Below are 22,073 nucleotides of genomic sequence, written 5' to 3'. Positions count from 1 at the left end.
CTTTGCGTCAGACTCAAGAGAAAATCACGCAGATGCCGCAAGCCTGCACATGGTTTGGGTTAATTGTGTCAGTTGTGATGCTGAAATCAGGAAAGGCGGCATCACATAAATAAGCTTACCGAAGGGGCGAATCCAAACCCCATTATCAACACACAGTCGCTGAGCCTTAGCAACGTCAACTGGTTCATGCATTTCAATGACACCTATCGCGCCAAAACAGCGCACGTCAGCAACCTGTGGGTAAGCTTTTGCCACTGCAAGTTCCGTACGTAACTGCGCCTCAATGGCATCCACTTGTTGCTGCCATGGGCTGTCCAATAGCAGTTTTAAGCTGGCAGTGGCGATTGCGCAAGCGAGCGGATTGCCCATAAACGTTGGGCCATGCATGAAGGTGCCACCGGCTGGGCCTGCACTAATGCTGTCAGCGACGGTGTTGGTACAAAGTACCGCCGCTTGCGTCAGGTAGCCCCCGGTTAACGCCTTACCAATACACATAATGTCCGGCGTGATGTCTGCATGTTCACAGGCAAAGAGTTTGCCGGTACGGCCGAAACCTGTGGCAATTTCGTCAGCGATTAACAGCACTTGGTATTTATCGCAGAGTTCACGCGCACCACGCAAATATTCGGGATGATAGAAACGCATTCCTCCTGCACCCTGAACGATTGGCTCCAGAATAAGAGCTGCTAATTCGTGCTGATGGTTTTCAAGAAGCTGTTGCAGCGGCAATAATGCTTCGGGGTGCCACATATCGTCCGGGCCAATTTCTGGTGTTGGCGCGAAGAGTTGCTCGCGCAGACTGCCTTTAAATAAGCTGTGCATGCCATTCACGGGGTCACATACCGACATCGCCGCAAAGGTGTCGCCGTGATAACCGCCCCGAATGGTTGCCATGCGATTTTTATCGGGCTGGTTGCGGCTAAACCAATATTGCACCGCCATTTTTATTGCAACTTCCACAGAAACCGAGCCGGAGTCAGCCAAAAACACTTTGCTGAGGCCTTCGGGAACAACCTTTAGCAAACTTTGGCAAAGTTCAATTGCAGGCTGGTGGGTAATGCCGCCGAACATGACATGACTCATACTACTAATTTGTTTGGTGGCTGCCGCATTTAATACTGGGTGATTGTACCCATGTATTGCTGCCCACCATGACGACATACCATCAACCAGTCGGGTACCATCATCGAGAATAAGTTCACAACCTTCGGCTCCAGCCACTGGATAAACGGGCAGCGGATTGTTGAACGAGGTGTAAGGGTGCCAAATGTGATCGTGATCAAAACGTAGGTCGTCTGTTGTTAACATTGATTAAAAAGTAACCGTTTGTAATTTAAAATGTGCATTTGAAGTTGACAGTCTAGGTAATCTCCGTACCCTGTGCAATATCTAATCTTCAGCAACCCGAATAAAAAAGGACATTCAACATGTCAGCAACGATTCGCCATGATTGGCAAATCCAAGAGATTGAAGCGTTATTTGCGCTGCCATTTAATGATTTGTTATTCCAAGCACAACAAGTACACCGTCAAAATTTTGATCCGAATGCGGTTCAAGTGAGCACGTTGTTATCAATAAAAACCGGAGCTTGCCCTGAGGACTGCAAATACTGTCCACAAAGCGCGCATTATCGTACAGACGTTGATAAAGAGCGCTTGATGGCAGTGGAAAAGGTTTTGGCGGAAGCCAAATCAGCCAAAGAGCAGGGCGCAAGCCGTTTTTGTATGGGTGCCGCATGGCGAAACCCCAAAGACCGCGACATGCCTTATGTGATTGAAATGGTTAAAGGTGTGAAAGAGCTTGGCTTGGAAACGTGCATGACACTGGGCATGTTAAGCCCGCAGCAAGCGCAAGTGCTCAAGCAGGCAGGACTTGATTATTACAATCACAACTTGGACACGTCACCGGAGTTTTACGGCAAAATCATTACAACACGCACCTATGCTGACCGCTTATCAACCCTACAAAATGTTCGCGATGCCGGTATGAAAGTTTGTGCTGGGGGGATTGTTGGTATGGGTGAGAGTCGTCGCGATCGCGCCGGATTATTGGCACAATTGGCAAACTTACCGCAACACCCAGAAAGCGTGCCGGTGAATATGCTGGTCAAAGTTGAAGGGACCCCCTTTGCAAAGCTGGATGATATGGACCCGTTCGAATTTGTTTGCACCATTGCTATTGCGCGCATTCTGATGCCGCAGTCGTTTGTGCGCTTATCTGCCGGACGGGAATCAATGAGTGATGAACTGCAGGCCCTTTGCTTTATGGCCGGCGCTAACTCGATTTTTTATGGTGAACGGTTGTTAACGACAGCCAACCCTGAAACGAATCACGATCTCGCTCTGTTTGAACGCTTGGGATTAGAGCCTATGCCTCATGGTGATTACAGCGATGAAGTGCATCAGGCTGTTATAAGTGATGCGGTTGCCGAGCAACAAGAACCCGTTCGCTATTACGAAGTTCGGTAACATTAACAATGCAAATTCAGGGCGTTTTACAACGGCAACTTGAATTACGCCGTCAGCAGCGCAGGCACCGTAGTCTTTCGGTTGCCGCCGCTGCGCGCGATTTTTCGGCGAACGATTACTTGGGTTTGTCGCAGCACTCTCAAGTGCGCGCTGCGTTTCAACAAGGCATACAGCAGTGGGGTGCTGGGAGTGGTTCATCGCCCCTAGTGGCCGGTTACCAAACGCCACATGCCTATTTACGGCGACAACTCAGTGAATGGCTCGAACGCGATAATGTTTTACTGTTTAGCAGCGGGTTTAGTGCAAATCAGTGCACCATGCGTGCTCTCGCGCCATTGTACGAGCGCGTAGTGTTAGACCGCTTAAGCCATGCATCACTATTGGATGGTGTGCGTGAGCAGCGCCACTGGAAACGTTTTGCACATAATGACGCCGCGCACGCGAAAAAACAGCTCAAGCCAGAAGCTACAAATTTAATCGTCACCGAGAGTGTGTTCAGCATGGATGGCGATAGTGCACCACTGTCCGAGCTGGCAGCTTTGGATGCCGATTTATGGGTTGATGATGCCCATGGTCTGGGTATTGTCGGGCCGGAAGGCCGAAGCGTTGGCGGCCAATTCAGTCAGGCGCAAGTCCCATTAGTAACGGCTACCTTTGGCAAGGCTCTCGGTGTGATGGGTGCGGCATTGGTGGGCACCGACAGTGTGACTGATTATTTAGTGAATTTCGGCCGTGAATTTATTTATTCTACTGCCTTTCCAGCTGCGCAGGCGGCTGCCGTTAGTGCTGCGATTAAGATAGTTCAGAGTGCCGAGGGCACGCAATTACGTCATCAACTGGCTACGAATATTGCGTTATTTAGTGATTTGGCGGCACGCGCCAATATTCCGCTGGGGGATAGTCGTCATGCCATTCAAACCTTGGTGGTAGGAAGCGATGCGAACGTGATGCGCATCGGTGAAGCATTAAGTTCGCAGGGGTTTAAATGTGGCACGATTCGCCCACCCACGGTGCCAGAGGGCACAGCACGGCTTCGCATAACACTCACGGCTCAACATCAGGAAGCGAACATTCGTGCTTTTGTCGCTGCATTGGCCGATTGTTACCATCAGTTAACCGAAACACAGGCAGTTTGAACGATGCTGGCGCAAAGTAACAACGCTCATAAAAGTAAAATTGCCCAACATTTCAGTAAAGCTGCCACGAGTTACTGCGATCACAACTCATTGCAACGACAATGTGCAGAAACATTGCTGCAGATGTTACCGCAATATACCGGTGTAACGGTGGATGCCGGCTGTGGCCCCGGCGTAAACACGCTGGCGCTGCAACAACGTGCCAGTCACTATATTGGATTAGATTTTGCGGCGGGCATGTTGCAGCAAGCACAAGCAGGGTATGCCGACGGCTGTTGGGTGCAGGCTGATATTGAAGCATTGCCTTTTGCGGAACGTTGTATTGACACCATTTATGCGAATTTAGCGGTGCAGTGGGTGACTGATTTATCCAAGACCCTGCAACAGTTAGTTGATTGTTTGAAACCATCTGGGCGCGCGGTGGTGAGTACCGTATTGGACGGTTCTTTGGCGCCGCTGGGTAGTTGCTTTCAACGGGTTACTGGAAGCGAACGGCATAATAAGTTTATCAATACTCGACAGCTTGATGCGTACTTAGGGAGCTTGCGCGGGGTAACGTGGCGTTGCACACAACAAAGCATTGCCGTGCCATATCATCAGGTTCGCGACATGCTGCATGACTTAAAAGGTATCGGGGCTAATTATACAATGCAACAAACACGCGGGTTGACCAAGTCACAGCTCGGTGCTGTTGAAACAGCCATGGAGGCGCATCGGAGCAGCGATGGTGTGCTGTACTTGCGCTGGGAAATCGCCTTTATTGAATTAATCAAAGATTAATTATAATTGCTTTTTAGTTGGGTTTAAATGAAGAGAATTTTTATAACAGGTACTGATACCGATGCCGGCAAGACAACGTCTGCTACCGCGCTTATCCATGCGCTACACAATCATGGTCGCAGGTGTGTGCCATTAAAACCGGTAGCTGCTGGCGCTGATGCAGTTGCGGGGCAATTGCGCAATTCGGATGCGTTGCGATTAATGGAAGCCTGCGATATCGCGGTATCCGTAAGCGCATATCAGCGGGTTAACCCATTTTGCTTTGCGCCACCCATTGCACCGCATATTGCTGCGAATCAAGCCGGTGAAGCCGTTACTTTAGCTGCATTAGTGCAACATACAGAAGCGGTGGCAACAGCGAATGCCGATGTTTTGATCATTGAGGGCGCGGGTGGTTGGCTAGTGCCGTTAAACGATGCGGTGAGTTTAGCTGATTATGCACAAGAAGCCGCTGCAGAAATTGTGTTAGTGGTTGGTATGAAGCTTGGTTGCTTAAACCATGCGTTGCTCACCGCAATCGATATTGAACGGCGCGGCCTGAAGTTAGTCGGTTGGATAGCCAACCAACCACAGGCTAAACCAATGTCGGAATACAACGCCAATATAGCTACGTTAAAGCGGTTACTTCGGGCCCCGTGTTTAGGCGAAATTCCTTATTTGCCAGAGGCCCATGCTGAGCAATTGGCTGATTTTCTGAACGTTAATTCGCTGCTTTAAGCCACTGACTGCAGTCTTGCTGAGGTGCTAGCTCGTGTTTTTCGCCGTTTAAGAATACGAATCCTGGTGTATTGCCCTGATAGCTCATGGTCTGATTTGAGATTCTAAGCGCCGTTCCTTCAGGAATAGCCACTACTGGCGTGGTTGGTTCAAGCACCATAAATTCAGCCAGGCGCTGATCACGGGTTTCGCCATGAAAACCAGGTGGTTGATAGTCGGTATAATGCGGGTTGAGTTGAAACGGCACCAGTTTAAGTGCAGTAAACGATGGTGGTTCAATGATCGGCATGTCATTGGTGGTACGAATGCTTAACCCGGCGATATTCGAACCTGCGCTCCAACCAATATAAGGTGTGCCGCTGCTCACTGCAGTTTGGATAGGCGCTATTAAGTTAAAATGATAAAGCTGCTGAAGCAGGTGAAAGGTATTGCCACCGCCAACCATTATGGCTTCAGCTTCGGCGATTGCTTTGGCCGGGTCTGCGGCGGTTTCAATACCAGTTACTTGAATGTTTCGTGGTTTTAATGCAGTTGCAACTTTTGCGGTGTAGTCCGCATATGACATTGTTACACCTGCGTATGGGATAAAGAGAACGTTTCGGGTTTCGCAAAGCGTGGCGATGGGGTCAAGACATGGCGCTAAATAGTCACTTTGTCCGGCGCGTGAGCTACTTAAGAGTAATATTTGCGCAGATTTCATTCGGTTCTCCTGATTACAGCAATAGATCATGCATATTTTGCAGCTAGATTGGTCCATAGCTTAACAAAACACGTAATAAAAAACATAGCAAAAGCCTTGTAATTAAGGGCTGACGCCCTTATAAATCGGGTAGTCGTTGGAGTCATTACGAGGTTAATGAAAATGTTGCGGATTGTTCTTTTTTTGGCAACGAACTTAGCAATTCTTTTGGTACTTGGTGTGGTTATGAATTTGGTGCTTCCAGCACTCGGTATCGAACCCTCGCAATATCAAAGTTTGTTTATATTTGCCGCTTTATTTGGCTTTGGTGGTGCGTTTATCTCGCTGGCTATGTCAAAATGGCTGGCGAAACGCGCGGTTGGGGCGCATGTTATCACGCAACCTCGTAACAGCACCGAGCAATGGCTATTCAATACCATTGCTCGCCAAGCTCAAAAAGCTGGTATTCCAATGCCAGAGGTAGCAATTTACGACTCGCCCGAGCCCAACGCGTTTGCTACGGGCGCAAGCAAAAATAATTCGTTGGTAGCTGTTAGTACAGGTCTACTGCGGGCAATGAATCAGGACGAAGTTGAAGCGGTTCTTGCACATGAGATTAGCCACATTGCTAATGGCGATATGGTGACACTGACCTTGATACAAGGTGTGGTGAACACTTTTGTAATATTTTTTGCGCGCGTGATTGCTGGGGTTATCAATAACGCAACTCGCAGTAGCTCGCAAAACGGTCAAGGGCTGGGCGGCTTTGCTTATTTTGGCATTGTGATGTTGCTGGAATTGGTATTTGGCATTCTCGCAAGCGTCATTGTAATGTGGTTTTCGCGTCATCGAGAGTTCCGTGCCGACGCAGGATCTGCAGCACTCGTGGGTAAGCATAAAATGATAGCTGCATTAAAACGTTTGCAAAACGGACAAGAGTCAACGCTCGACGGCTCCATGTTGGCTTTTGGCATTCAAAGTAAGCGCAGTTTTAGCGAACTTTTTATGAGTCATCCACCTTTAGCGAAACGTATTCGAGCGCTCGAACAACTTTAAAATTATAAGGATAATCATGACCAATTGGAGTGCCCGCAGCTGGAGGGATAAACCAATCCAGCAACAGCCTAGCTATGCGTCGTTACCAACGTTGCAAAGCGTAGAGCAGCAACTGAAAACTTTTCCGCCGTTGGTTTTCGCAGAAGAGATTCGTGCGTTGCGCACCCAATTAGGCAAAGTAAGTCAAGGTCATGGATTTCTGCTGCAAGGTGGCGACTGTGCGGAAACGTTTAGTGATTTTACCGCGCCGAAAATTCGCGATACCTTCAAAGTTATTCTGCAAATGGCGGTGGTGCTAACCTTTGCTGGCTCATGTCCGGTAACAAAGGTCGCTCGCATGGCAGGGCAATATGCCAAGCCACGTTCAAGCGATTTCGAAACTGTTGACGGTGTGTCACTTCCCAGTTATCGCGGTGATATTATTAATGCTGCAGATTTTACTTCAGAAGCCCGTGAGCCTGACCCACAGCGAATGATCAATGCCTACCATCACTCGGCAGCAACGTTAAACTTGTTGCGCGCGTTTGCGCAGGGTGGTTTAGCCGATCTACACAAAGTACATAAATGGAACATGAGCTTTGTTGAGGCTAATCCGCTTAAAGAGCAATATTTACGCGTTGCTGAGCAGATTCAGTCTGCACTGAAATTTATGGAAGTGTTGGGCATTAACGCGCAAAGCAATGCCACCATTCACGAAACGCAATTGTTTACGTCACATGAAGCGTTGTTGTTGCCCTATGAAGAGGCACTTACGCGCACCGATACACTCACTGGGCTCCCGTATGATTGTTCTGCGCATATGGTATGGATAGGCGAGCGTACGCGGCAACTTGACCATGCGCACGTTGAGTTTATGCGAGGTATTCATAACCCGCTGGGCGTTAAAATAGGTCCAACAACAAGTCCTGACGATGTGATGCGTTTGCTTGATGTGCTCAATCCGGATAATGAAGCAGGGCGGATGACGTTCATTAGTCGCATGGGTGCGAATACGTTGGCCGATGCGTTGCCAGCAATTGTTCGCCGAGTGAAAGCAGAAGGGCGCCACGTCGTGTGGTCGAGCGATCCAATGCATGGCAACACAGTGAAAGCCGAAAATGGTCTTAAAACGCGTAATTTTGATGCCATACATCAAGAATTGCGCCAATTTTTCGCGGTTCACCAAGCAGAAGGCACCTATCCTGGTGGCGTTCACCTTGAAATGACGGGTGAAGATGTTACCGAATGCACCGGTGGCGCCTATCAAATAAGCGAACGTGACTTAACCCAAAGGTATCGCACGCAATGTGATCCTCGCTTGAACGCTGACCAAGTGTTAGAATTAGCGTTTCTTGTTGCTGATTCATTGAAAGAAGCACGCCAAGGCCGCGGTTAATCCAGACATTTTCGAGGTTATAGTAGTATATGTCACACTCTGTTGAGCAATTTTTTGATAATCTTTGGAACGATTACGTTCAGTTAACACCGTCAGCTGCGAAAGTTCATCAAGTACTTGGGCAGGGCCGGTCAATCATTAACGATCATGTTGCTTTTCGTACGTTCAACATTGCACCTGTGCGTTTAGCTGCATTAGCTAAACACTTTGAAGATATGGGCTATAAAGCTTCAGGCGACTACGTGTTTGAAGCTAAGAAGCTGGTGGCCAAGCATTACGAACACAGCGATCCTCGGTTACCAAAAATATTTATTTCAGAGCTGCTGGTGGAAGAGTTTTCACCGGAGTTGCAACGAATCGTGAATGCCTTGGTTGCACAAGTTGACGCGCAAAGCGTTGCAAAACCAGAGTTTTTATACTCCGGTGCGCATTGGCAAATCAGCAGTACCGATTACGAACAATTGCTTGAAGAAAGTGAGTATGCGGCTTGGATGGCTGCTTTTGGTTTTCGAGCGAATCACTTTACCGTGAACGTGAACGAGCTACCAGACTTCGAGTCACTCGAACAAGTGAACGCAACGCTTAAAGAAGCCGGTTTTATGTTGAACACTTCAGGTGGCGAGATTAAAGGTTCGCGCGACGTGTTTTTAGAACAGTCGTCAACCATGGCCGACCATACCGCGGTGCGCTTTAGTGATATGGAAAAAGTAATTCCAAGCTGTTTCTATGAATTCGCAAAGCGTTATGAGATAGCGCCTGATCAGCTCTACACTGGTTTTGTTGCAGCTTCAGCCGACAAAATCTTCGAGAGTACCAATGCGCGTGCGCAGAAAGAGCAGGACGGCAACGCTTAAAAGCGATGCCGTTCGAGATTCGTTTCAGCCAGTATTTTGGCAGCAATCTCTTCCACTGAAAATCGGGTAGAGTCGAGAAACGGTATGGCTTCGCGGCGGTACATTTTCTCGACTTCCTGCAATTCATAGCGGCACTGTTGCATGGATGCATATTGACTGCCTTCGCGGCGCTTGCTGCGAATTTCATGCAAACGCTGCGGATCTAACGTTAATCCATAAATCTTGTGACGATGAGGCTTAAGCACCTTAGGTAGTTGCAAGTTTTCCATATTATCGTCTTCAGTAAGCGGGTAGTTCGCAGCCTTAATGCCGTAATGCAGTGCCAAGTACAGGCTGGTAGGTGTTTTACCGGTACGTGACACGCCCAGCAAAATAATATCTGCTTCGCCGTAATTTGACACGTTACTGCCATCATCGTTGGCAAGCGTGTAGTTCACTGCATCAATACGAAAATCATAATTTTCACGTTCGTCATTATTTTCTTGTATTCCATGCGTACGGTGGGTTTTAGGCTGTGCGGCCATGTCGAGTTCTTTACTTAAGGGCGCAACAAAGTAGTCCAGGAAGTCATAGCAACTGCCACGGCTTTCAGTGATAACGCGCTTTATATCAATGCTGACAAAGGTATGAAATATAATTGGGCGTTCACCTGACTCTTCAAATGCTTGATTTATTTTACGCGTTGCCAACTCAGCTTTTTCGATGGTATCGACAAAAGCTAAGGTTTTATGGATAACTTTAAGTGGAAACATTGAGAGCATTGCTTTGCCGAAAGCTTCGGCGGTAAGGGCCGTTCCATCGGAAATGTAAAAGATTGTGCGCATGTTAGCGGTATTCCCAGCAGATAAAAGTGGATAAGATGTTAACTTGTGCAGCCCCAATGTGTAAAATACATTGCCAATCGGGCAGTCAATTTTGTGACTGTGTCACGCCTAAACTCCACGAGGAACTCACCGTGCAGAATAACGTACAAGATTATGTGCTTTGGTATGATCAATTAGGGATGAATGATGTTAACCGTGTCGGCGGTAAAAATGCATCACTTGGGGAAATGATTAGTCACCTGGCTGGTGCCGGGGTCGATGTTCCCAACGGCTTTGCAACCACCGCTGAAGCATTTAATGAGTTTCTTGAGCAAAGTGGTGTGAATGAACGCATTCATGAAATTCTCGATGACCTTGATACTGACGACGTTCGCGCCTTGACTGAAGCCGGCAAAAAGATTCGTCAATGGGTTATCGAAACGCCTTTTCAAGCGGAACTCGATGAAGCAATTCGCGCGGCCTATGAACAGTTGAGCGGCGGTAATAGCGAAGTGAGCTTCGCCGTACGTAGCTCGGCGACTGCCGAAGATATGCCAGACGCATCGTTTGCAGGGCAACAAGAAACATTTCTGAACGTGCATGGCATTGACGCGATCATGGAAGCGATTAAGCATGTGTTTGCCTCGTTGTTCAACGATCGCGCTATTTCGTATCGTGTACACCAAGGTTATGACCACCGCGGTGTAGCGTTGTCAGCGGGTATTCAGCGCATGGTACGCAGTGATATTTCGGCATCTGGTGTGATGTTCTCGATTGATACAGAATCCGGTTTTGATCAAGTGGTATTTATAACCTCGTCATACGGTTTAGGCGAGATGGTGGTGCAAGGTGCGGTAAACCCTGATGAGTTTTATGTGCACAAGCCAACACTGAAAGCCGGACGCCCGGCCGTTTTACGCCGCAATCTCGGCAGTAAAAAGATACAGATGATTTATTCGGATGCCACTGATCACGGCAAGCAAACGTCTATTGTTGATATTCCAGCTGAACTATCAAACAAGTTTTCAATCACCGACGCAGAAGTTGAAGCGTTAGCGCGCCAAGCAGTAATTATTGAACAGCATTATGGCCGTCCAATGGACATTGAATGGGCAAAAGATGGCGTTGATGGCAAGCTTTACATCGTGCAGGCGCGTCCAGAAACGGTGCAGTCGAATAAGAATGGACAGGCTCTTGAGCGTTATGCACTGAAATCGAAAAGTGACGTTGTGGCAGAAGGTCGTGCCATCGGTCAGAAAATTGGCGCTGGTGTAGCGCGTGTTCTAAACAACATTTCTGAAATGGACCGAGTGCAACCGGGCGATGTATTGGTAACCGACATGACCGACCCAGATTGGGAACCTATTATGAAACGGGCGTCCGCGATAGTAACCAACCGCGGTGGCCGTACGTGTCACGCTGCCATCATTGCGCGTGAGCTGGGCATTCCTGCGGTTGTGGGGTGTGGCGATGCCACTGACCGTATCGCAGCAGGCGCTCCGGTAACCGTTTCATGCGCCGAAGGTGACACCGGCTATATCTATTCTGGTGAGCTTGAATTTGACGTTACGACGTCGGATGTGGGTGACATGCCTGCGCTACCATTAAAAATTATGATGAACGTCGGTAATCCAGATCGTGCTTTTGATTTTGCGAGTTTACCGCATGCAGGCGTGGGTCTTGCACGGTTAGAGTTCATTATTAACCGCATGATTGGCGTGCACCCGAAAGCGCTTTTAAACTTTGATCAGCAGAGTGCTGAGCTGCAGCAGCAGATTCGGGGTTACATGGCGGGCTACGACAGCCCACGTGAATACTACGTCGGTAAGCTCACAGAAGGTATTGCAACACTGGCAGCTGCGTTTTCACCAGAGCGCGTGATTGTGCGGATGTCCGATTTTAAATCGAATGAATATGCCAATCTGATTGGTGGGCGTCAGTATGAACCCCATGAAGAAAATCCGATGCTCGGCTTCCGTGGCGCAGCACGTTATATTTCGGAAGATTTCCGTGATTGTTTTGCGATGGAATGCGAAGCCATCAAGCGGGTTCGCAACGACATGGGCTTAACGAACGTTGAAGTGATGATTCCGTTCGTGCGTACCTTAGAAGAAGGGCGTAAAGTTATCGAACTACTGGCTGAGCAAGGCCTGGTGCAGGGCGAAAACGGTTTGCGTGTCATTATGATGTGTGAATTGCCATCAAATGCTCTGTTAGCTGAAGAGTTCCTTGATATTTTTGACGGCTTCTCAATTGGCTCGAATGACTTGACTCAATTAACGCTTGGTTTAGACCGTGACTCGGGGGTTATCGCCCATCTGTTTGACGAGCGTAATGAAGCAGTTAAAGCCTTACTTTCAATGGCCATTCAAGCGGCTAAGAAAAAGGGCAAATATGTTGGTATCTGTGGCCAAGGCCCTTCAGATCATGCTGATTTCGCCGCATGGTTGGTTGAACAGGGTATCGATTCGGTATCGCTGAACCCGGATACGGTTATTGAAACGTGGCTCTATTTGGCAAAACATCACAGCTAAGTTGTAGGAAGGTCAGGGCGCTTTATGACGGAAACTCGATCAGTATTACCGATATTTACCGCATATGAGCGCCTTGAAGCGCGTATCGAAACGGTTTATCAAGATTATTTGCTTGCACTTGATGCGCAAGGTTTCGATGGCGACATTGATGCGACCTATGGGGGGCGCATGGTGGCTGCAACGGATAACAGTATTTATCAGCAGGCGCCGCAAGCGGTACTGTACCCGCGCACCGTGGCCGCATTGCAGCAGGCGCTGCAGGTTGCCCAGCGCGATAGCTTTCGTGGAATTCAATTTGCGCCTCGCGGAGGCGGCACCGGTACCAACGGTCAGTCGTTAACGGCTGGTATTGTGGTTGATCTGAGTCGTTATTTCACCGATGTCACTGAAGTCAATAAAGCCGACCATTGGGTGCGTTGTCAAACGGGTGTGGTGAAAGATGCACTGAACGACGCGGTGCGCAGTGAGGGGTTGTTCTTTTCTCCTGATTTATCTACCAGCAATCGCGCGACCATAGGTGGCATGATCAATACCGATGCGTCCGGGCAAGGCTCATTGGTTTACGGTAAAACGAGTGATCATATTCTTGAGTTAACGTCGGTATTAATCAACGGCGATTGCTTGGTAACGCGGCCAATTTCGCGTGCTGAAGCTGAAGATAAAGCCCAGGGCCAAAGTTTAGAAGCCGCTATTTACCGCCAGGTACTTGCAACCTGCGTCGGGCAGCGCGCTGCCATTGACGATAAATTTCCAGCCTTAAATCGGTTTTTGACTGGCTACGACTTAAAGCATTGCTACAACCCTGAGCAAGATACGATTGATTTATCGCGCTTGTTAGCGGGCTCTGAAGGTACTTTAGCTTTTATCTGTGAAGCGCGGCTGAATTTAACCGAAATTCCAAAGCACAAAGTTCTGGTTAACGTTAAATACAGCGACTTTCAGGCCGCACTTCGCAATGCACCGTTTTTGGTGCAGGCGCGTGCAACATCTGTTGAAACCATTGACAGTAATGTGCTTGATTTGGCCCGTAACGACATTATTTGGCACCAAGTAGCTGAACAATTGCAGGATGTTCCGAATCAAACCATGCGCGGTATTAACATGGTGGAATTCACCGCAGTAAACCAAAGTGAGATTGATACCAAAGTACAGGAACTTTGTGGGCAACTGGATGCATTGATCGCTGATCAACCGGATGCCGGTGTGATTGGCTATCAAATTTGCGCTGATGCCCAGAGCATTCAAACCATATACGCCATGCGCAAAAAGGCAGTGGGCTTGCTAGGCGCTACGAAGGGCCGGCGTAAACCTGTCGCTTTTGCCGAAGATACAGCAGTACCGCCTGAGCATTTAGCCGACTTTATCGACGAATTTCGTCACTTGTTAGATGAATACGAACTGCATTACGGCATGTTTGGTCATGTTGATGCAGGCGTGCTGCATGTGCGCCCGGCGCTCGATATGACGAACCCGGAAGATGAAAAGTTACTGCGTGTGATCAGTGATAAGGTTGCTGTGCTTACCGCTAAATATGGCGGTTTAATGTGGGGTGAACACGGTAAGGGCTATCGTTCTGAGTACGCACCAACATTTTTTGGTGAAGCGCTCTATGGTGAACTGCAAAAGATTAAGGCAGTATTTGACCCTGATAACCGGCTCAACCCGGGAAAAATCTGCACGCCTTGGGGCTCAGATGCTCGTCTCGTGTCGGTAGATGCAACCAAGCGCGGTGCTTATGATCGGCAAATACCTATTCATGTTCGCGATAGCTTTAATGACGCCATGAGCTGTAACGGCAACGGTCTTTGTTTTAATTATGATGCTGATTCGGCAATGTGCCCGTCATTCAAAGCCACTGGCGACCGGCGTTATTCTCCCAAAGGGCGGGCTACGTTGATTCGGGAGTGGCTGCGGTTGAGTAGCGCACAAGGTTTTGACCCATCAGGTTTACCGCAGGGTAAACAAGCCAACTTACTACAAGAAAATGCCAGTTCGGTACCTCATGATTTTAACCATGAGGTGAAGTCGTCCATGGATGCTTGTCTTGCATGCAAAGCATGCGCAAGCCAATGCCCCGTAAAGGTCGATGTACCGCGGTTCCGAGCACGGTTTCTGGCGTGGTATCATCAGCGCTACCGGCGCCCAATTAAAGATTATTTGGTAAAAAATGTCGAGCCTATTGCGAAAAACATGGCGAAGTTCCCAAAGTTTAGCAATGTCCTGACGCATAACCCGATAAGTCGCTGGGTTACCGAGCGCGTAGTGGGGTATGTTGATGCGCCTAAACTTTCAACGCCAACGGCAGCGCAGCGTTGGCGTAAGCTGCAATGGCCAAGCTATACCGCTGAACAATTGACACAGTTAAGCGCAGCCGACCAAAAAAACTTAGTGGTTCTGGTTCAAGACCCGTTTACTAGCTTTTATGAAGCCGACTTACTTGAGGCATTTGGCACCGTTGCGGAGCGCCTTGGCTTTAAGCCGGTGTTGTTGGAGTTTGTTGGGAATGGTAAGGCGCAGCATGTTAAGGGCTTTCTTGATGCATTTACTGCCACAGCAACGCGCGTGACGCAACAATTGAATCAGGTTGCAAACTTAGGTTTACCCTTAGTTGGGCTTGATGCTTCGACAGTGCTTTGCTTACACGATGAATACCGTGAATATGTTACCGATGAGCAAAACTATCGCGTATTAATGGCTCATGAATGGTTAAGTGACGTATTGCCATCCCGTGCCGAGCGATTAAGCTTAGTGGCACCTAGGCAACCCATGCAATTGCTCAGTCATTGTACGGAACAAACCGCATTACCGACGGCGGCGAAGCAGTGGCAGCAGATATTTGCTACGTGGCATGTGCCGTTAAATCTTGTTGCGACTGGTTGTTGCGGTATGGCAGGCACTTACGGTCATGAATTGGCGCATCAGGAAACCAGCACGAAGCTTTACGATATGAGCTGGAAAGCCAAGGTAGAACAAGACGTCGTCACGCTTGCGACGGGTTTTTCGTGCCGCTCGCAGGTTCACCGAATGAGCACAAAAAAGCGGGCATTACACCCGCTTCAATGGCTTGCTAATAACTGCGCTTAACGCGCAGCTTTAGCGTTGGCAATAACTTCTCGCGCCATCTGGTCAGCAATTTCGCCAGTTGGACGCTGTTCTTCAGCTGAACGGGTAAAGATTTGATCGAGTGTGTCGTAGATATCACGTACACGCTTATCAGTCTCTGCACGGCTCATATTCGCAGCTTCACTACAAACGTGGATAACACCACCGGCGTTGATGACATAGTCAGGGGCGTACAAGATACCCATGTCCATGACAATCTTGTCGTGAGCAGGCGTTGCTAATTGGTTGTTTGCGCTGCCGGCAATGATTTTGGCCTTGATAAGTTTTAAGGTGTCATCATTGATAGTCGCGCCAAGAGCGCACGGTGCATACACGTCAACGTCTAAGCCATAGATTTCATCCAGGCCAACAACCGTGGCTTTCAATTCAGCTGCCGCACGGGCACAGGCTTCTTCGTTAATGTCTGTTACGAATAATTGCGCACCTTCTTTCGCACAATATTCAGCAAAGTCGTAACCAACTGCACCAAGACCTTGAACGGCGATTTTGACACCATTCAAATCGTCGCTACCGAACTTGTGTTTAGCAGCCGCTTTCAGCCCTAAGTACGTGCCTAACGCCGTGTGTGGCGATGGGTCACCTGCTTTTTCAGCGGTGCCAGCAACAAAATTTGTTTCTTCAGCGACGTAAGCAATGTCACTGGTGCGAATATTTACGTCTTCGGCAGTGATATAACGACCACTGAGCGAGTTCACAAAACGGCCATAGGCACGCATCAACTCTGGCGTTTTAATCGTTTTTGCATCGCCGATGATTACGGCTTTGCCGCCACCAAGGGGAAGGCCCGCCAAGGCGCTTTTATAGGTCATACCGCGTGATAAGCGCAGTACGTCAGTTAATGCTTCGGCTGATGAAGGGTAGTTCCACATGCGGGTGCCACCAAGTGATGGACCAAGCGTGGTGTCGTGAATAGCAATAATTGCTTTTAAGCCTGTTTCTTTGTCATGACAAAACACGACTTGCTCGTGTTGGTCGAACTCTTTGTGTTCGAATAGAGACATTCTAGGTAATCCTCGTTCATCCCAAAAAATTGCGCGAACATTAGCATTTTGATCTGTATTTCGCTAGTGAATTACCGAAATAAACTGTTAACGTTTACGTAAACTGTTGCAAGCTAAGTTTACAGTCGGTAAAACCGTTGCGTTTAAGCCAAATCTCGGTAGTATAACTGAACGATTTAAGCGTATATGTTAACCATTTTAAGCAGTAGGGCGAGACAAAATTATGGCAGAACAGCCGCCAAAAATGACCGAAGAACAAATTTCAGAATGGGTTCGTGCGCAATTTCAGGCCGCGAACAAATACCTGGCTGAGCAGGGCATTATTACTGATCGTATTCTTTCGAAAGATAGCCGGTATCTGGTGCCACACGTGGCAGTATGGAAGTTTACTACACAAGATAAAAAGACATTGTGGGTAATTAATGGCGATGTGCCGACCGATATTATCGGTGACAAGGCCGCAAAAGATGCGCGTGACGCCATGCGTTATTTTGCATTGCGTTGGCAGATGCAGGCCGAAGGCGTACTGCAGCAAGCAACCAATGAGCCTGAACAACAAAAGTACGCCCAGTATTTGATTAATCGCGCCGAAAATTTGTATCAGCTATCTGAAAGCAAAGAAATGTGGCAGCAGCAAGTCTAGTCTTGCTGCGCAATCACATCAATTACACCGTTATTAATAAGGTCGCGGCATAAAGCTACGGCCTTTTTATTTTGTAACACGGGTATCAAGTCGGTTAGCGCGGTGTCTTGCCATAACTCGCCAATAAACTCGGCAAGCGGCAGAACATCATTGTTTAATGGCCACGATTCACCATTTGCATAAAGCTGATCAGCGTTGGGGCCGATCAAGATCCGCGCTCCCGGCGTGCGCGCGATATACACATCGGTAGGCTGGCTTAATAGTTCAACGAGCTCTTCGGCTTGAATGAAACCTTCGGGCTGCGGCAATGGTCGTTTGCTTTGCGACAAAACTAATAGCATGGCATGGTCGAGATCAATGCTGCTCATCGAGTTCAGCAAAAACTCACGTACATGCTGCAGCTGTTCGGCTGTTACATGATGTGGCGCACCATAACTTGATGCCTGTGCGTCACGGTAGCGCGGTAGCTGTACATCATTTAACTGACTTAGCATATCGGTTACCGAAGCACCCAATTCTGCTGTGTTGGGTGCGCGAAAACCCACCGAATAATTAATGCTGGGTTCTAAAGCGACGCCATTATGCGGGCAACCGGCAGGAATATAGAGCATATCGCCGGGCTCGAGAATTGCATCAATTATGGGTTCAAATGTATCCGCAAGCTGTTTCAAATCGGGATGCGGGCAAATTTCATTAGCGGCGCTAACGCGTGCACCAACTTGCCAATGCCGGCGGCCACTTCCCTGAATAATAAATACGTCGTATTGATCAAGGTGTGGGCCAACGCCACCGTGTTCTGTGGCAAAACTAATCATCACATCATCGATACGCCAGTCAGGCAAAAATCGAAATGGCGCGATGAGTTGCTGAACTTCTGGTACCCATTCGTTCACAGACTGAACCAAGAGTGTCCAACCAGCTTCACCAAATTCATCATAGGATTCGAAAGGCCCGTGGGTAACGTTCCAAGTGCCGGCGTGATTCTCAATTACCCGAGAATCAACACCTTCTTCAAGCGCCAGCCCAGCGAGTATTTCCGGTTCAATTAAGTCATCAAAGTTCTTAAAAGCACCGCGGATTAAACGTGGGTGTTGCTGCCAACTTTCGCGCAGAAAATTGGCATGATCGATATTCAATTTCAAACTCATTCGCCCAGCTCATCAACAAAAGCAATCGCACGGCCAATGTAGGTGGCAGGTGTCAATTGTTTAAGTTCAGCTTTGGCTGCGGCTGGCATATCAAGACTGTCAATAAAATCAGCCATTGCAGCTTGGTTGATGCGTTTACCACGGGTTAATTCTTTTAGTTTTTCATACGGTTTTTCAATACCGTAGCGACGCATAACTGTTTGTACGGGCTCTGCTAATAATTCCCAATTCTGATCCAGTTCACGTAATAGGTTATCCGCATTCACTTCAAGCTTGCTAATACCTTTCAGGGTGGCTTGATAGGCAATAAGTGCGTAGGCAAAACCAACACCCAGGTTACGCAGTACGGTAGAATCTGTTAAATCGCGTTGCCAGCGGCTAATGGGCAGCTTTTGGGCTAAATGTGTCATCACCGCATTCGCCAGGCCCAGGTTGCCTTCTGAGTTTTCGAAGTCGATAGGGTTAACTTTATGCGGCATGGTTGATGAACCCACTTCACCAGCGATTGTGCGTTGTTTGAAGTGATTCAACGCAATGTAGCCCCAAACGTCGCGATTAAAATCAATGACAATGGTATTAAAGCGGGCTACGGCATCAAATAATTCCGCAATGTAGTCATGCGGTTCAATTTGTGTGGTATAGGCATTCCAAGAGAGCCCTAACGAGGTTACAAATTGCTCCGATACCTGATGCCAATCAACGTCAGGGTAGGCCGCGATATGGGCGTTATAGTTACCCACTGCACCGTTTAGTTTACCCAGAAATGGCACTGCAGTTATCTGGTCAAGTTGACGTTGCAAACGTACAAACACGTTCGCCATCTCCTTGCCCATGGTAGTTGGTGTTGCCGGTTGCCCATGGGTGCGCGCCATCATAGCCACTGACTTATGTTCAACGGCTAACCCACGAATGGCGCTGGTGAGTTCCTGCATGCTCGGTAACATGACGGTATCCATTGCCGCACGCAGCATTAACGCGTGAGATAGATTGTTAATATCTTCAGAGGTGCAGGCAAAATGAATAAATTCACTTACAGCGTTTAATTCGTCGTGTTCAGCAACTTGCTCTTTCAGATAGTATTCAACCGCTTTCACATCGTGATTGGTGGTGCGCTCAATGTCTTTCACGCGCTGCGCATCGTGTTCAGAAAAGTTATCAATGATGTTCTGCAAAAATTGGTTTGCTGACTCAGATAGCGCTGGAACTTCACTGATTTGTTCAACCGAAGCCAGTTGCTGCAACCAGCGGATTTCGACAATCACGCGGTTGTGAATAAGACCAAACTCACTGAAAATAGGGCGTAAAGTCGCTGCTTTACTGCCATAACGGCCATCAACTGGAGATAAGGCGGTGAGTGAAGATAAGTTCATCATGATAAAGGCTCCGAGTGCTCACGTAATTCGCGCAAGATTTGTTGAGCAACGCGCACCATGCGTTGCCGTGAGAAAATAAACTGACGGCGCTTGCCGTCAAGCTGACGCCATAACACCGCGTTTCGCACACCAGCTAATAGTAAGGCGCGGATCAGGTGTTGATTACTTGGCTGATTCAAAAATTCTTGTTTGCCATTGATTTTTAATGGCTGCCCAAGCGGTGAGATAACATCGCTATAGGTACTTCCCATGCCCGCAATTACGGTGTCGTCAGCAAACTGAAACTCATGACGCTGGCGATGCAGCTGTTGTAGCCGTTGGCCCAACTGATCAAGTGCCTTTGGATTGCGTTGTAAACGCCGCTCTAACGCCAATATGCCAACAACATAGCGCGTTACTTCAACGTCTTTGTCTTTCGTTGCGCCAATTTGTTGTAATAAGCTCTCTAAACCTAAGCGCAACTGGCTAAGATCTGGATACATTTCAATCACGGTAGTGGGGTTCTGATTGAGTACGCTGTCAATTAATACACGTGTTGCCAATGGGTCGCGCACGCTGCCAAAGCGGGCCACTTGCTTTACGGCTGCGGCTGCTTGCGTTAATGCCGCTAATGCCACCACGCGTTCAAACCAAGGATCACGTTGCAGGCGTGCAATATCGATCACAATAACACCTCATGACTGGCAAGGCGTTGTTCGATAATACCGCCACCGAGGCACACATCACCTTGATAAAACACGGCTGACTGGCCAGGTGTCACTGCGGCAACGGGTTCATTAAATTCAACGCGTACTTTGCCATCATCAAGCGGCGTAACGCGACACGGGATATCGTGTTGGCGATAACGCGTTTTGACAACACAATCAAACGCTTCAAGGTGTGGTTCGCGGTCTACCCAGTCTAATTGACCTGCAATTAAACCGGTTGATAATAAGCGAGGATGGTTTTTACCTTGCGCAACGACAAGCACATTTCGTTCAACATCTTTATCGACCACATACCAAGGTTCGTCGCCGGCATCAGCTAAGCCACCTATGTGTAAACCTTTGCGTTGACCCAGAGTGTGATACATCGAGCCTTCGTGTTGCCCCAGCACTGTGCCGTCAACTGATTCGATAACACCAGGCTGCGCGGGTAAGTACTGTTGTAAAAAGTCTTTGAATTTGCGCTCGCCAATGAAGCAAATGCCAGTGGAATCTTTCTTGTCTGCGGTAACCAACCCTTGCTGTTCAGCAATTCGTCGTACTTCTGGCTTCTCGATATCGCCAACAGGGAATAACGTTTGCGCGACATGGGTATGGGCGAGGGTGTACAGGAAATAACTCTGATCTTTGTTCGCGTCACGCCCGCGAATCAACTGAAATTTGCCGTTGTGTTCGCGTCTGCGCACGTAGTGCCCGGTGGCAATGTAATCGGCACCCAGCGCGCCCGCAGCGAATTCAAGAAACGCTTTAAACTTAATTTCTTTGTTGCACATAATGTCTGGATTCGGCGTGCGGCCGGCGCGGTACTCTTCTAAAAAGTACTCGAACACGTTATCCCAGTATTCAGCAGCAAAGTTTACTGTATGGAGTTCAATACCAAGCTTGGCGCAGACGGCTTCTGCATCGGCAAGATCACTTGCTGCAGCGCAATATTCGTCGGTGTCGTCTTCTTCCCAGTTCTTCATGAACAGGCCTTCGACCTGATAACCCTGCTGTTGAAGCAGATACGCAGAAACTGAGGAATCAACCCCGCCTGACATACCAACGATGACTTTTTTGCTAGCGTTTTCGCTTTGATTTACTGACATTTGTCCTAACTATACTCGCGATTCTTAATGGCCGCGGATTTTACCACACAGGAGGCTCTTCGCGCCACTCGCCTGGCTGCAAAGTACGTAATAGCCACGGCCCAATTCCGGCACGAATCAGTCGCAAAGTAGGGTGCCCAATAGCAGCTGTCATTCGGCGTACCTGGCGATTTCGCCCCTCACTGATTTTAATGCAGAGCCAACAATCGGGAACTGACTTCCGTTCCCGCACCGGTGGATTGCGTGGCCATAAATTCATGGGTTCATCCATACGGATAATTTCTGCGGGTAAGGTCATACCGTCATTCAGTTCAACGCCATCACATAACTGCTGTAGTGATTCATCCGTTGGAATACCTTCAACTTGTACCCAGTAGGTTTTGGTTAGTTTATGTTTGGGGTGACTAATCTTATGCTGCAATTCGCCATCATTCGTAAGCACCAATAAGCCTTCGCTATCTTTATCAAGACGGCCAGCAGGGTACACATCATTATATGGAACCAAACCTTTTAAGGTTGCTTCGCCGTCTTCCCCAGAGAATTGACTGACAACCCCATACGGCTTGTTTAATAAAATCAGTCGCGGATTCG

At 48.4% G+C, this 22,073-nt stretch carries 19 protein-coding genes; 10 read left to right on the top strand and 9 right to left on the bottom strand.

The features are described 5' to 3' along the window. Positions 1–24: 24 nt before the first annotated feature. Positions 25–1,308 carry an adenosylmethionine--8-amino-7-oxononanoate transaminase gene (gene bioA, locus ACN0UN_RS01245; protein ID WP_417658358.1) on the bottom strand — a complete coding sequence of 428 codons (1,284 nt, stop codon included), beginning with the start codon at positions 1,306–1,308 and terminating at the stop codon, positions 25–27. 119 nt (positions 1,309–1,427) lie between these two features. Here bioA and bioB point away from each other — a divergent pair, with 119 nt between their 5' ends. From bioB to bioD, 4 genes are read left to right on the top strand one after another with little or no spacing between them, the layout of a single operon-like run. After that, positions 1,428–2,468, top strand: a complete 1,041-nt coding sequence (gene bioB / locus ACN0UN_RS01240; protein ID WP_417658357.1) for a biotin synthase BioB — start codon at positions 1,428–1,430, stop codon at positions 2,466–2,468. Positions 2,469–2,476: 8 nt separating this feature from the next. After that, on the top strand, positions 2,477–3,604 hold the full coding sequence (locus ACN0UN_RS01235; protein WP_417658356.1) for an 8-amino-7-oxononanoate synthase: 1,128 nt from the start codon (positions 2,477–2,479) through the stop codon (positions 3,602–3,604). Positions 3,605–3,607: 3 nt separating this feature from the next. Continuing rightward, positions 3,608–4,384, top strand: coding sequence for a methyltransferase domain-containing protein (locus ACN0UN_RS01230; RefSeq protein WP_417658355.1), 777 nt, complete (start codon positions 3,608–3,610; stop codon positions 4,382–4,384). A gap of 27 nt (positions 4,385–4,411) precedes the next feature. Further along, the gene (gene bioD / locus ACN0UN_RS01225) at positions 4,412–5,101 is read left to right on the top strand and encodes a dethiobiotin synthase (protein ID WP_417658354.1); all 690 of its coding nucleotides are present in this window, start codon (positions 4,412–4,414) and stop codon (positions 5,099–5,101) included. Here the strand turns inward: bioD and pepE are convergent. Beyond that, positions 5,085–5,801, bottom strand: coding sequence for a dipeptidase PepE (gene pepE, locus ACN0UN_RS01220; protein ID WP_417658353.1), 717 nt, complete (start codon positions 5,799–5,801; stop codon positions 5,085–5,087). The two genes, bioD and pepE, sit on opposite strands and share 17 nt — an antisense overlap. 162 nt (positions 5,802–5,963) lie before the next feature. On the opposite strand from pepE, the gene htpX reads away from it, so the two are divergent. Genes htpX through ACN0UN_RS01205 form a run of 3 tightly spaced genes read left to right on the top strand, consistent with a single transcriptional unit; the run spans position 5,964 to position 9,065 of the window. Then, positions 5,964–6,836, top strand: coding sequence for a protease HtpX (gene htpX / locus ACN0UN_RS01215; protein ID WP_417658352.1), 873 nt, complete (start codon positions 5,964–5,966; stop codon positions 6,834–6,836). A gap of 16 nt (positions 6,837–6,852) precedes the next feature. Beyond that, entirely contained in the window at positions 6,853–8,211 is a 1,359-nt protein-coding gene (locus ACN0UN_RS01210) for a class II 3-deoxy-7-phosphoheptulonate synthase (protein WP_417658351.1), read from the top strand. A gap of 29 nt (positions 8,212–8,240) precedes the next feature. Beyond that, positions 8,241–9,065: a DUF1338 domain-containing protein gene (locus ACN0UN_RS01205; RefSeq protein ID WP_417658350.1), complete on the top strand. Its 825-nt coding sequence runs from the start codon at positions 8,241–8,243 to the stop codon at positions 9,063–9,065. On the opposite strand, the gene ACN0UN_RS01200 is transcribed toward ACN0UN_RS01205, so the two are convergent. Continuing rightward, positions 9,062–9,889 carry a pyruvate, water dikinase regulatory protein gene (locus tag ACN0UN_RS01200; RefSeq protein WP_417658349.1) on the bottom strand — a complete coding sequence of 276 codons (828 nt, stop codon included), beginning with the start codon at positions 9,887–9,889 and terminating at the stop codon, positions 9,062–9,064. The genes ACN0UN_RS01205 and ACN0UN_RS01200 overlap by 4 nt on opposite strands. Before the next feature lie 131 nt (positions 9,890–10,020). On the opposite strand from ACN0UN_RS01200, the gene ppsA reads away from it, so the two are divergent. Continuing rightward, entirely contained in the window at positions 10,021–12,402 is a 2,382-nt protein-coding gene (gene ppsA, locus ACN0UN_RS01195; protein ID WP_417658348.1) for a phosphoenolpyruvate synthase, read from the top strand. A 24-nt stretch (positions 12,403–12,426) separates the two neighbouring features. Then, complete coding sequence (locus ACN0UN_RS01190) at positions 12,427–15,486, top strand: FAD-binding and (Fe-S)-binding domain-containing protein (protein ID WP_417658347.1); 3,060 nt, start codon at positions 12,427–12,429, stop codon at positions 15,484–15,486. Here the strand turns inward: ACN0UN_RS01190 and ACN0UN_RS01185 are convergent. Next, positions 15,483–16,526: a Glu/Leu/Phe/Val dehydrogenase dimerization domain-containing protein gene (locus ACN0UN_RS01185; protein ID WP_417658346.1), complete on the bottom strand. Its 1,044-nt coding sequence runs from the start codon at positions 16,524–16,526 to the stop codon at positions 15,483–15,485. The two genes, ACN0UN_RS01190 and ACN0UN_RS01185, sit on opposite strands and share 4 nt — an antisense overlap. Before the next feature lie 223 nt (positions 16,527–16,749). On the opposite strand from ACN0UN_RS01185, the gene ACN0UN_RS01180 reads away from it, so the two are divergent. After that, entirely contained in the window at positions 16,750–17,169 is a 420-nt protein-coding gene (locus tag ACN0UN_RS01180; protein WP_417658345.1) for a DUF4826 family protein, read from the top strand. Here the strand turns inward: ACN0UN_RS01180 and ACN0UN_RS01175 are convergent. The 5 genes from ACN0UN_RS01175 to ACN0UN_RS01155 are packed head-to-tail and all read right to left on the bottom strand — an operon-like array spanning position 17,166 to position 22,059. Next, positions 17,166–18,317: a cupin domain-containing protein gene (locus ACN0UN_RS01175; RefSeq protein ID WP_417658344.1), complete on the bottom strand. Its 1,152-nt coding sequence runs from the start codon at positions 18,315–18,317 to the stop codon at positions 17,166–17,168. The two genes, ACN0UN_RS01180 and ACN0UN_RS01175, sit on opposite strands and share 4 nt — an antisense overlap. Next, positions 18,314–19,687 (bottom strand): adenylosuccinate lyase, encoded by a 1,374-nt coding sequence (purB, locus tag ACN0UN_RS01170; RefSeq protein ID WP_417658642.1) that lies wholly within the window; start codon positions 19,685–19,687, stop codon positions 18,314–18,316. The genes ACN0UN_RS01175 and purB overlap by 4 nt, the downstream gene beginning before the upstream one ends. Continuing rightward, positions 19,687–20,355, bottom strand: coding sequence for a high frequency lysogenization protein HflD (gene hflD, locus ACN0UN_RS01165; RefSeq protein WP_417658343.1), 669 nt, complete (start codon positions 20,353–20,355; stop codon positions 19,687–19,689). Before hflD ends, purB begins: the two co-directional genes overlap by 1 nt. Then, positions 20,352–21,482, bottom strand: a complete 1,131-nt coding sequence (gene mnmA / locus ACN0UN_RS01160; RefSeq protein WP_417658342.1) for a tRNA 2-thiouridine(34) synthase MnmA — start codon at positions 21,480–21,482, stop codon at positions 20,352–20,354. Before mnmA ends, hflD begins: the two co-directional genes overlap by 4 nt. 40 nt (positions 21,483–21,522) lie before the next feature. After that, entirely contained in the window at positions 21,523–22,059 is a 537-nt protein-coding gene (locus ACN0UN_RS01155; RefSeq protein WP_417658641.1) for a pseudouridine synthase, read from the bottom strand. Positions 22,060–22,073 lie beyond the last annotated feature (14 nt).

Origin of the sequence: Pseudidiomarina sp., from assembly GCF_048267825.1 — a bacterium.
GTDB lineage: Bacteria > Pseudomonadota > Gammaproteobacteria > Enterobacterales > Alteromonadaceae > Pseudidiomarina.
Note: the sequence above shows the minus strand (reverse complement) of the source record. Positions and strands in the feature narration are given on the sequence as shown.

Excerpts from the sequence above, each read along its gene's own strand:
- bioA (WP_417658358.1), bottom strand. The coding sequence starts at position 1,308 with ATGTTAACAACAGACGACCTACGTTTTGATCACGATCACATTTGGCAC.
- bioB (WP_417658357.1), top strand. The coding sequence starts at position 1,428 with ATGTCAGCAACGATTCGCCATGATTGGCAAATCCAAGAGATTGAAGCG.
- ACN0UN_RS01235 (WP_417658356.1), top strand. The coding sequence starts at position 2,477 with ATGCAAATTCAGGGCGTTTTACAACGGCAACTTGAATTACGCCGTCAG.
- ACN0UN_RS01230 (WP_417658355.1), top strand. The coding sequence starts at position 3,608 with ATGCTGGCGCAAAGTAACAACGCTCATAAAAGTAAAATTGCCCAACAT.
- bioD (WP_417658354.1), top strand. The coding sequence starts at position 4,412 with ATGAAGAGAATTTTTATAACAGGTACTGATACCGATGCCGGCAAGACA.
- pepE (WP_417658353.1), bottom strand. The coding sequence starts at position 5,801 with ATGAAATCTGCGCAAATATTACTCTTAAGTAGCTCACGCGCCGGACAA.
- htpX (WP_417658352.1), top strand. The coding sequence starts at position 5,964 with ATGTTGCGGATTGTTCTTTTTTTGGCAACGAACTTAGCAATTCTTTTG.
- ACN0UN_RS01210 (WP_417658351.1), top strand. The coding sequence starts at position 6,853 with ATGACCAATTGGAGTGCCCGCAGCTGGAGGGATAAACCAATCCAGCAA.
- ACN0UN_RS01205 (WP_417658350.1), top strand. The coding sequence starts at position 8,241 with ATGTCACACTCTGTTGAGCAATTTTTTGATAATCTTTGGAACGATTAC.
- ACN0UN_RS01200 (WP_417658349.1), bottom strand. The coding sequence starts at position 9,889 with ATGCGCACAATCTTTTACATTTCCGATGGAACGGCCCTTACCGCCGAA.
- ACN0UN_RS01190 (WP_417658347.1), top strand. The coding sequence starts at position 12,427 with ATGACGGAAACTCGATCAGTATTACCGATATTTACCGCATATGAGCGC.
- ACN0UN_RS01185 (WP_417658346.1), bottom strand. The coding sequence starts at position 16,526 with ATGTCTCTATTCGAACACAAAGAGTTCGACCAACACGAGCAAGTCGTG.
- ACN0UN_RS01180 (WP_417658345.1), top strand. The coding sequence starts at position 16,750 with ATGGCAGAACAGCCGCCAAAAATGACCGAAGAACAAATTTCAGAATGG.
- ACN0UN_RS01175 (WP_417658344.1), bottom strand. The coding sequence starts at position 18,317 with ATGAGTTTGAAATTGAATATCGATCATGCCAATTTTCTGCGCGAAAGT.
- purB (WP_417658642.1), bottom strand. The coding sequence starts at position 19,687 with ATGAACTTATCTTCACTCACCGCCTTATCTCCAGTTGATGGCCGTTAT.
- mnmA (WP_417658342.1), bottom strand. The coding sequence starts at position 21,482 with ATGTCAGTAAATCAAAGCGAAAACGCTAGCAAAAAAGTCATCGTTGGT.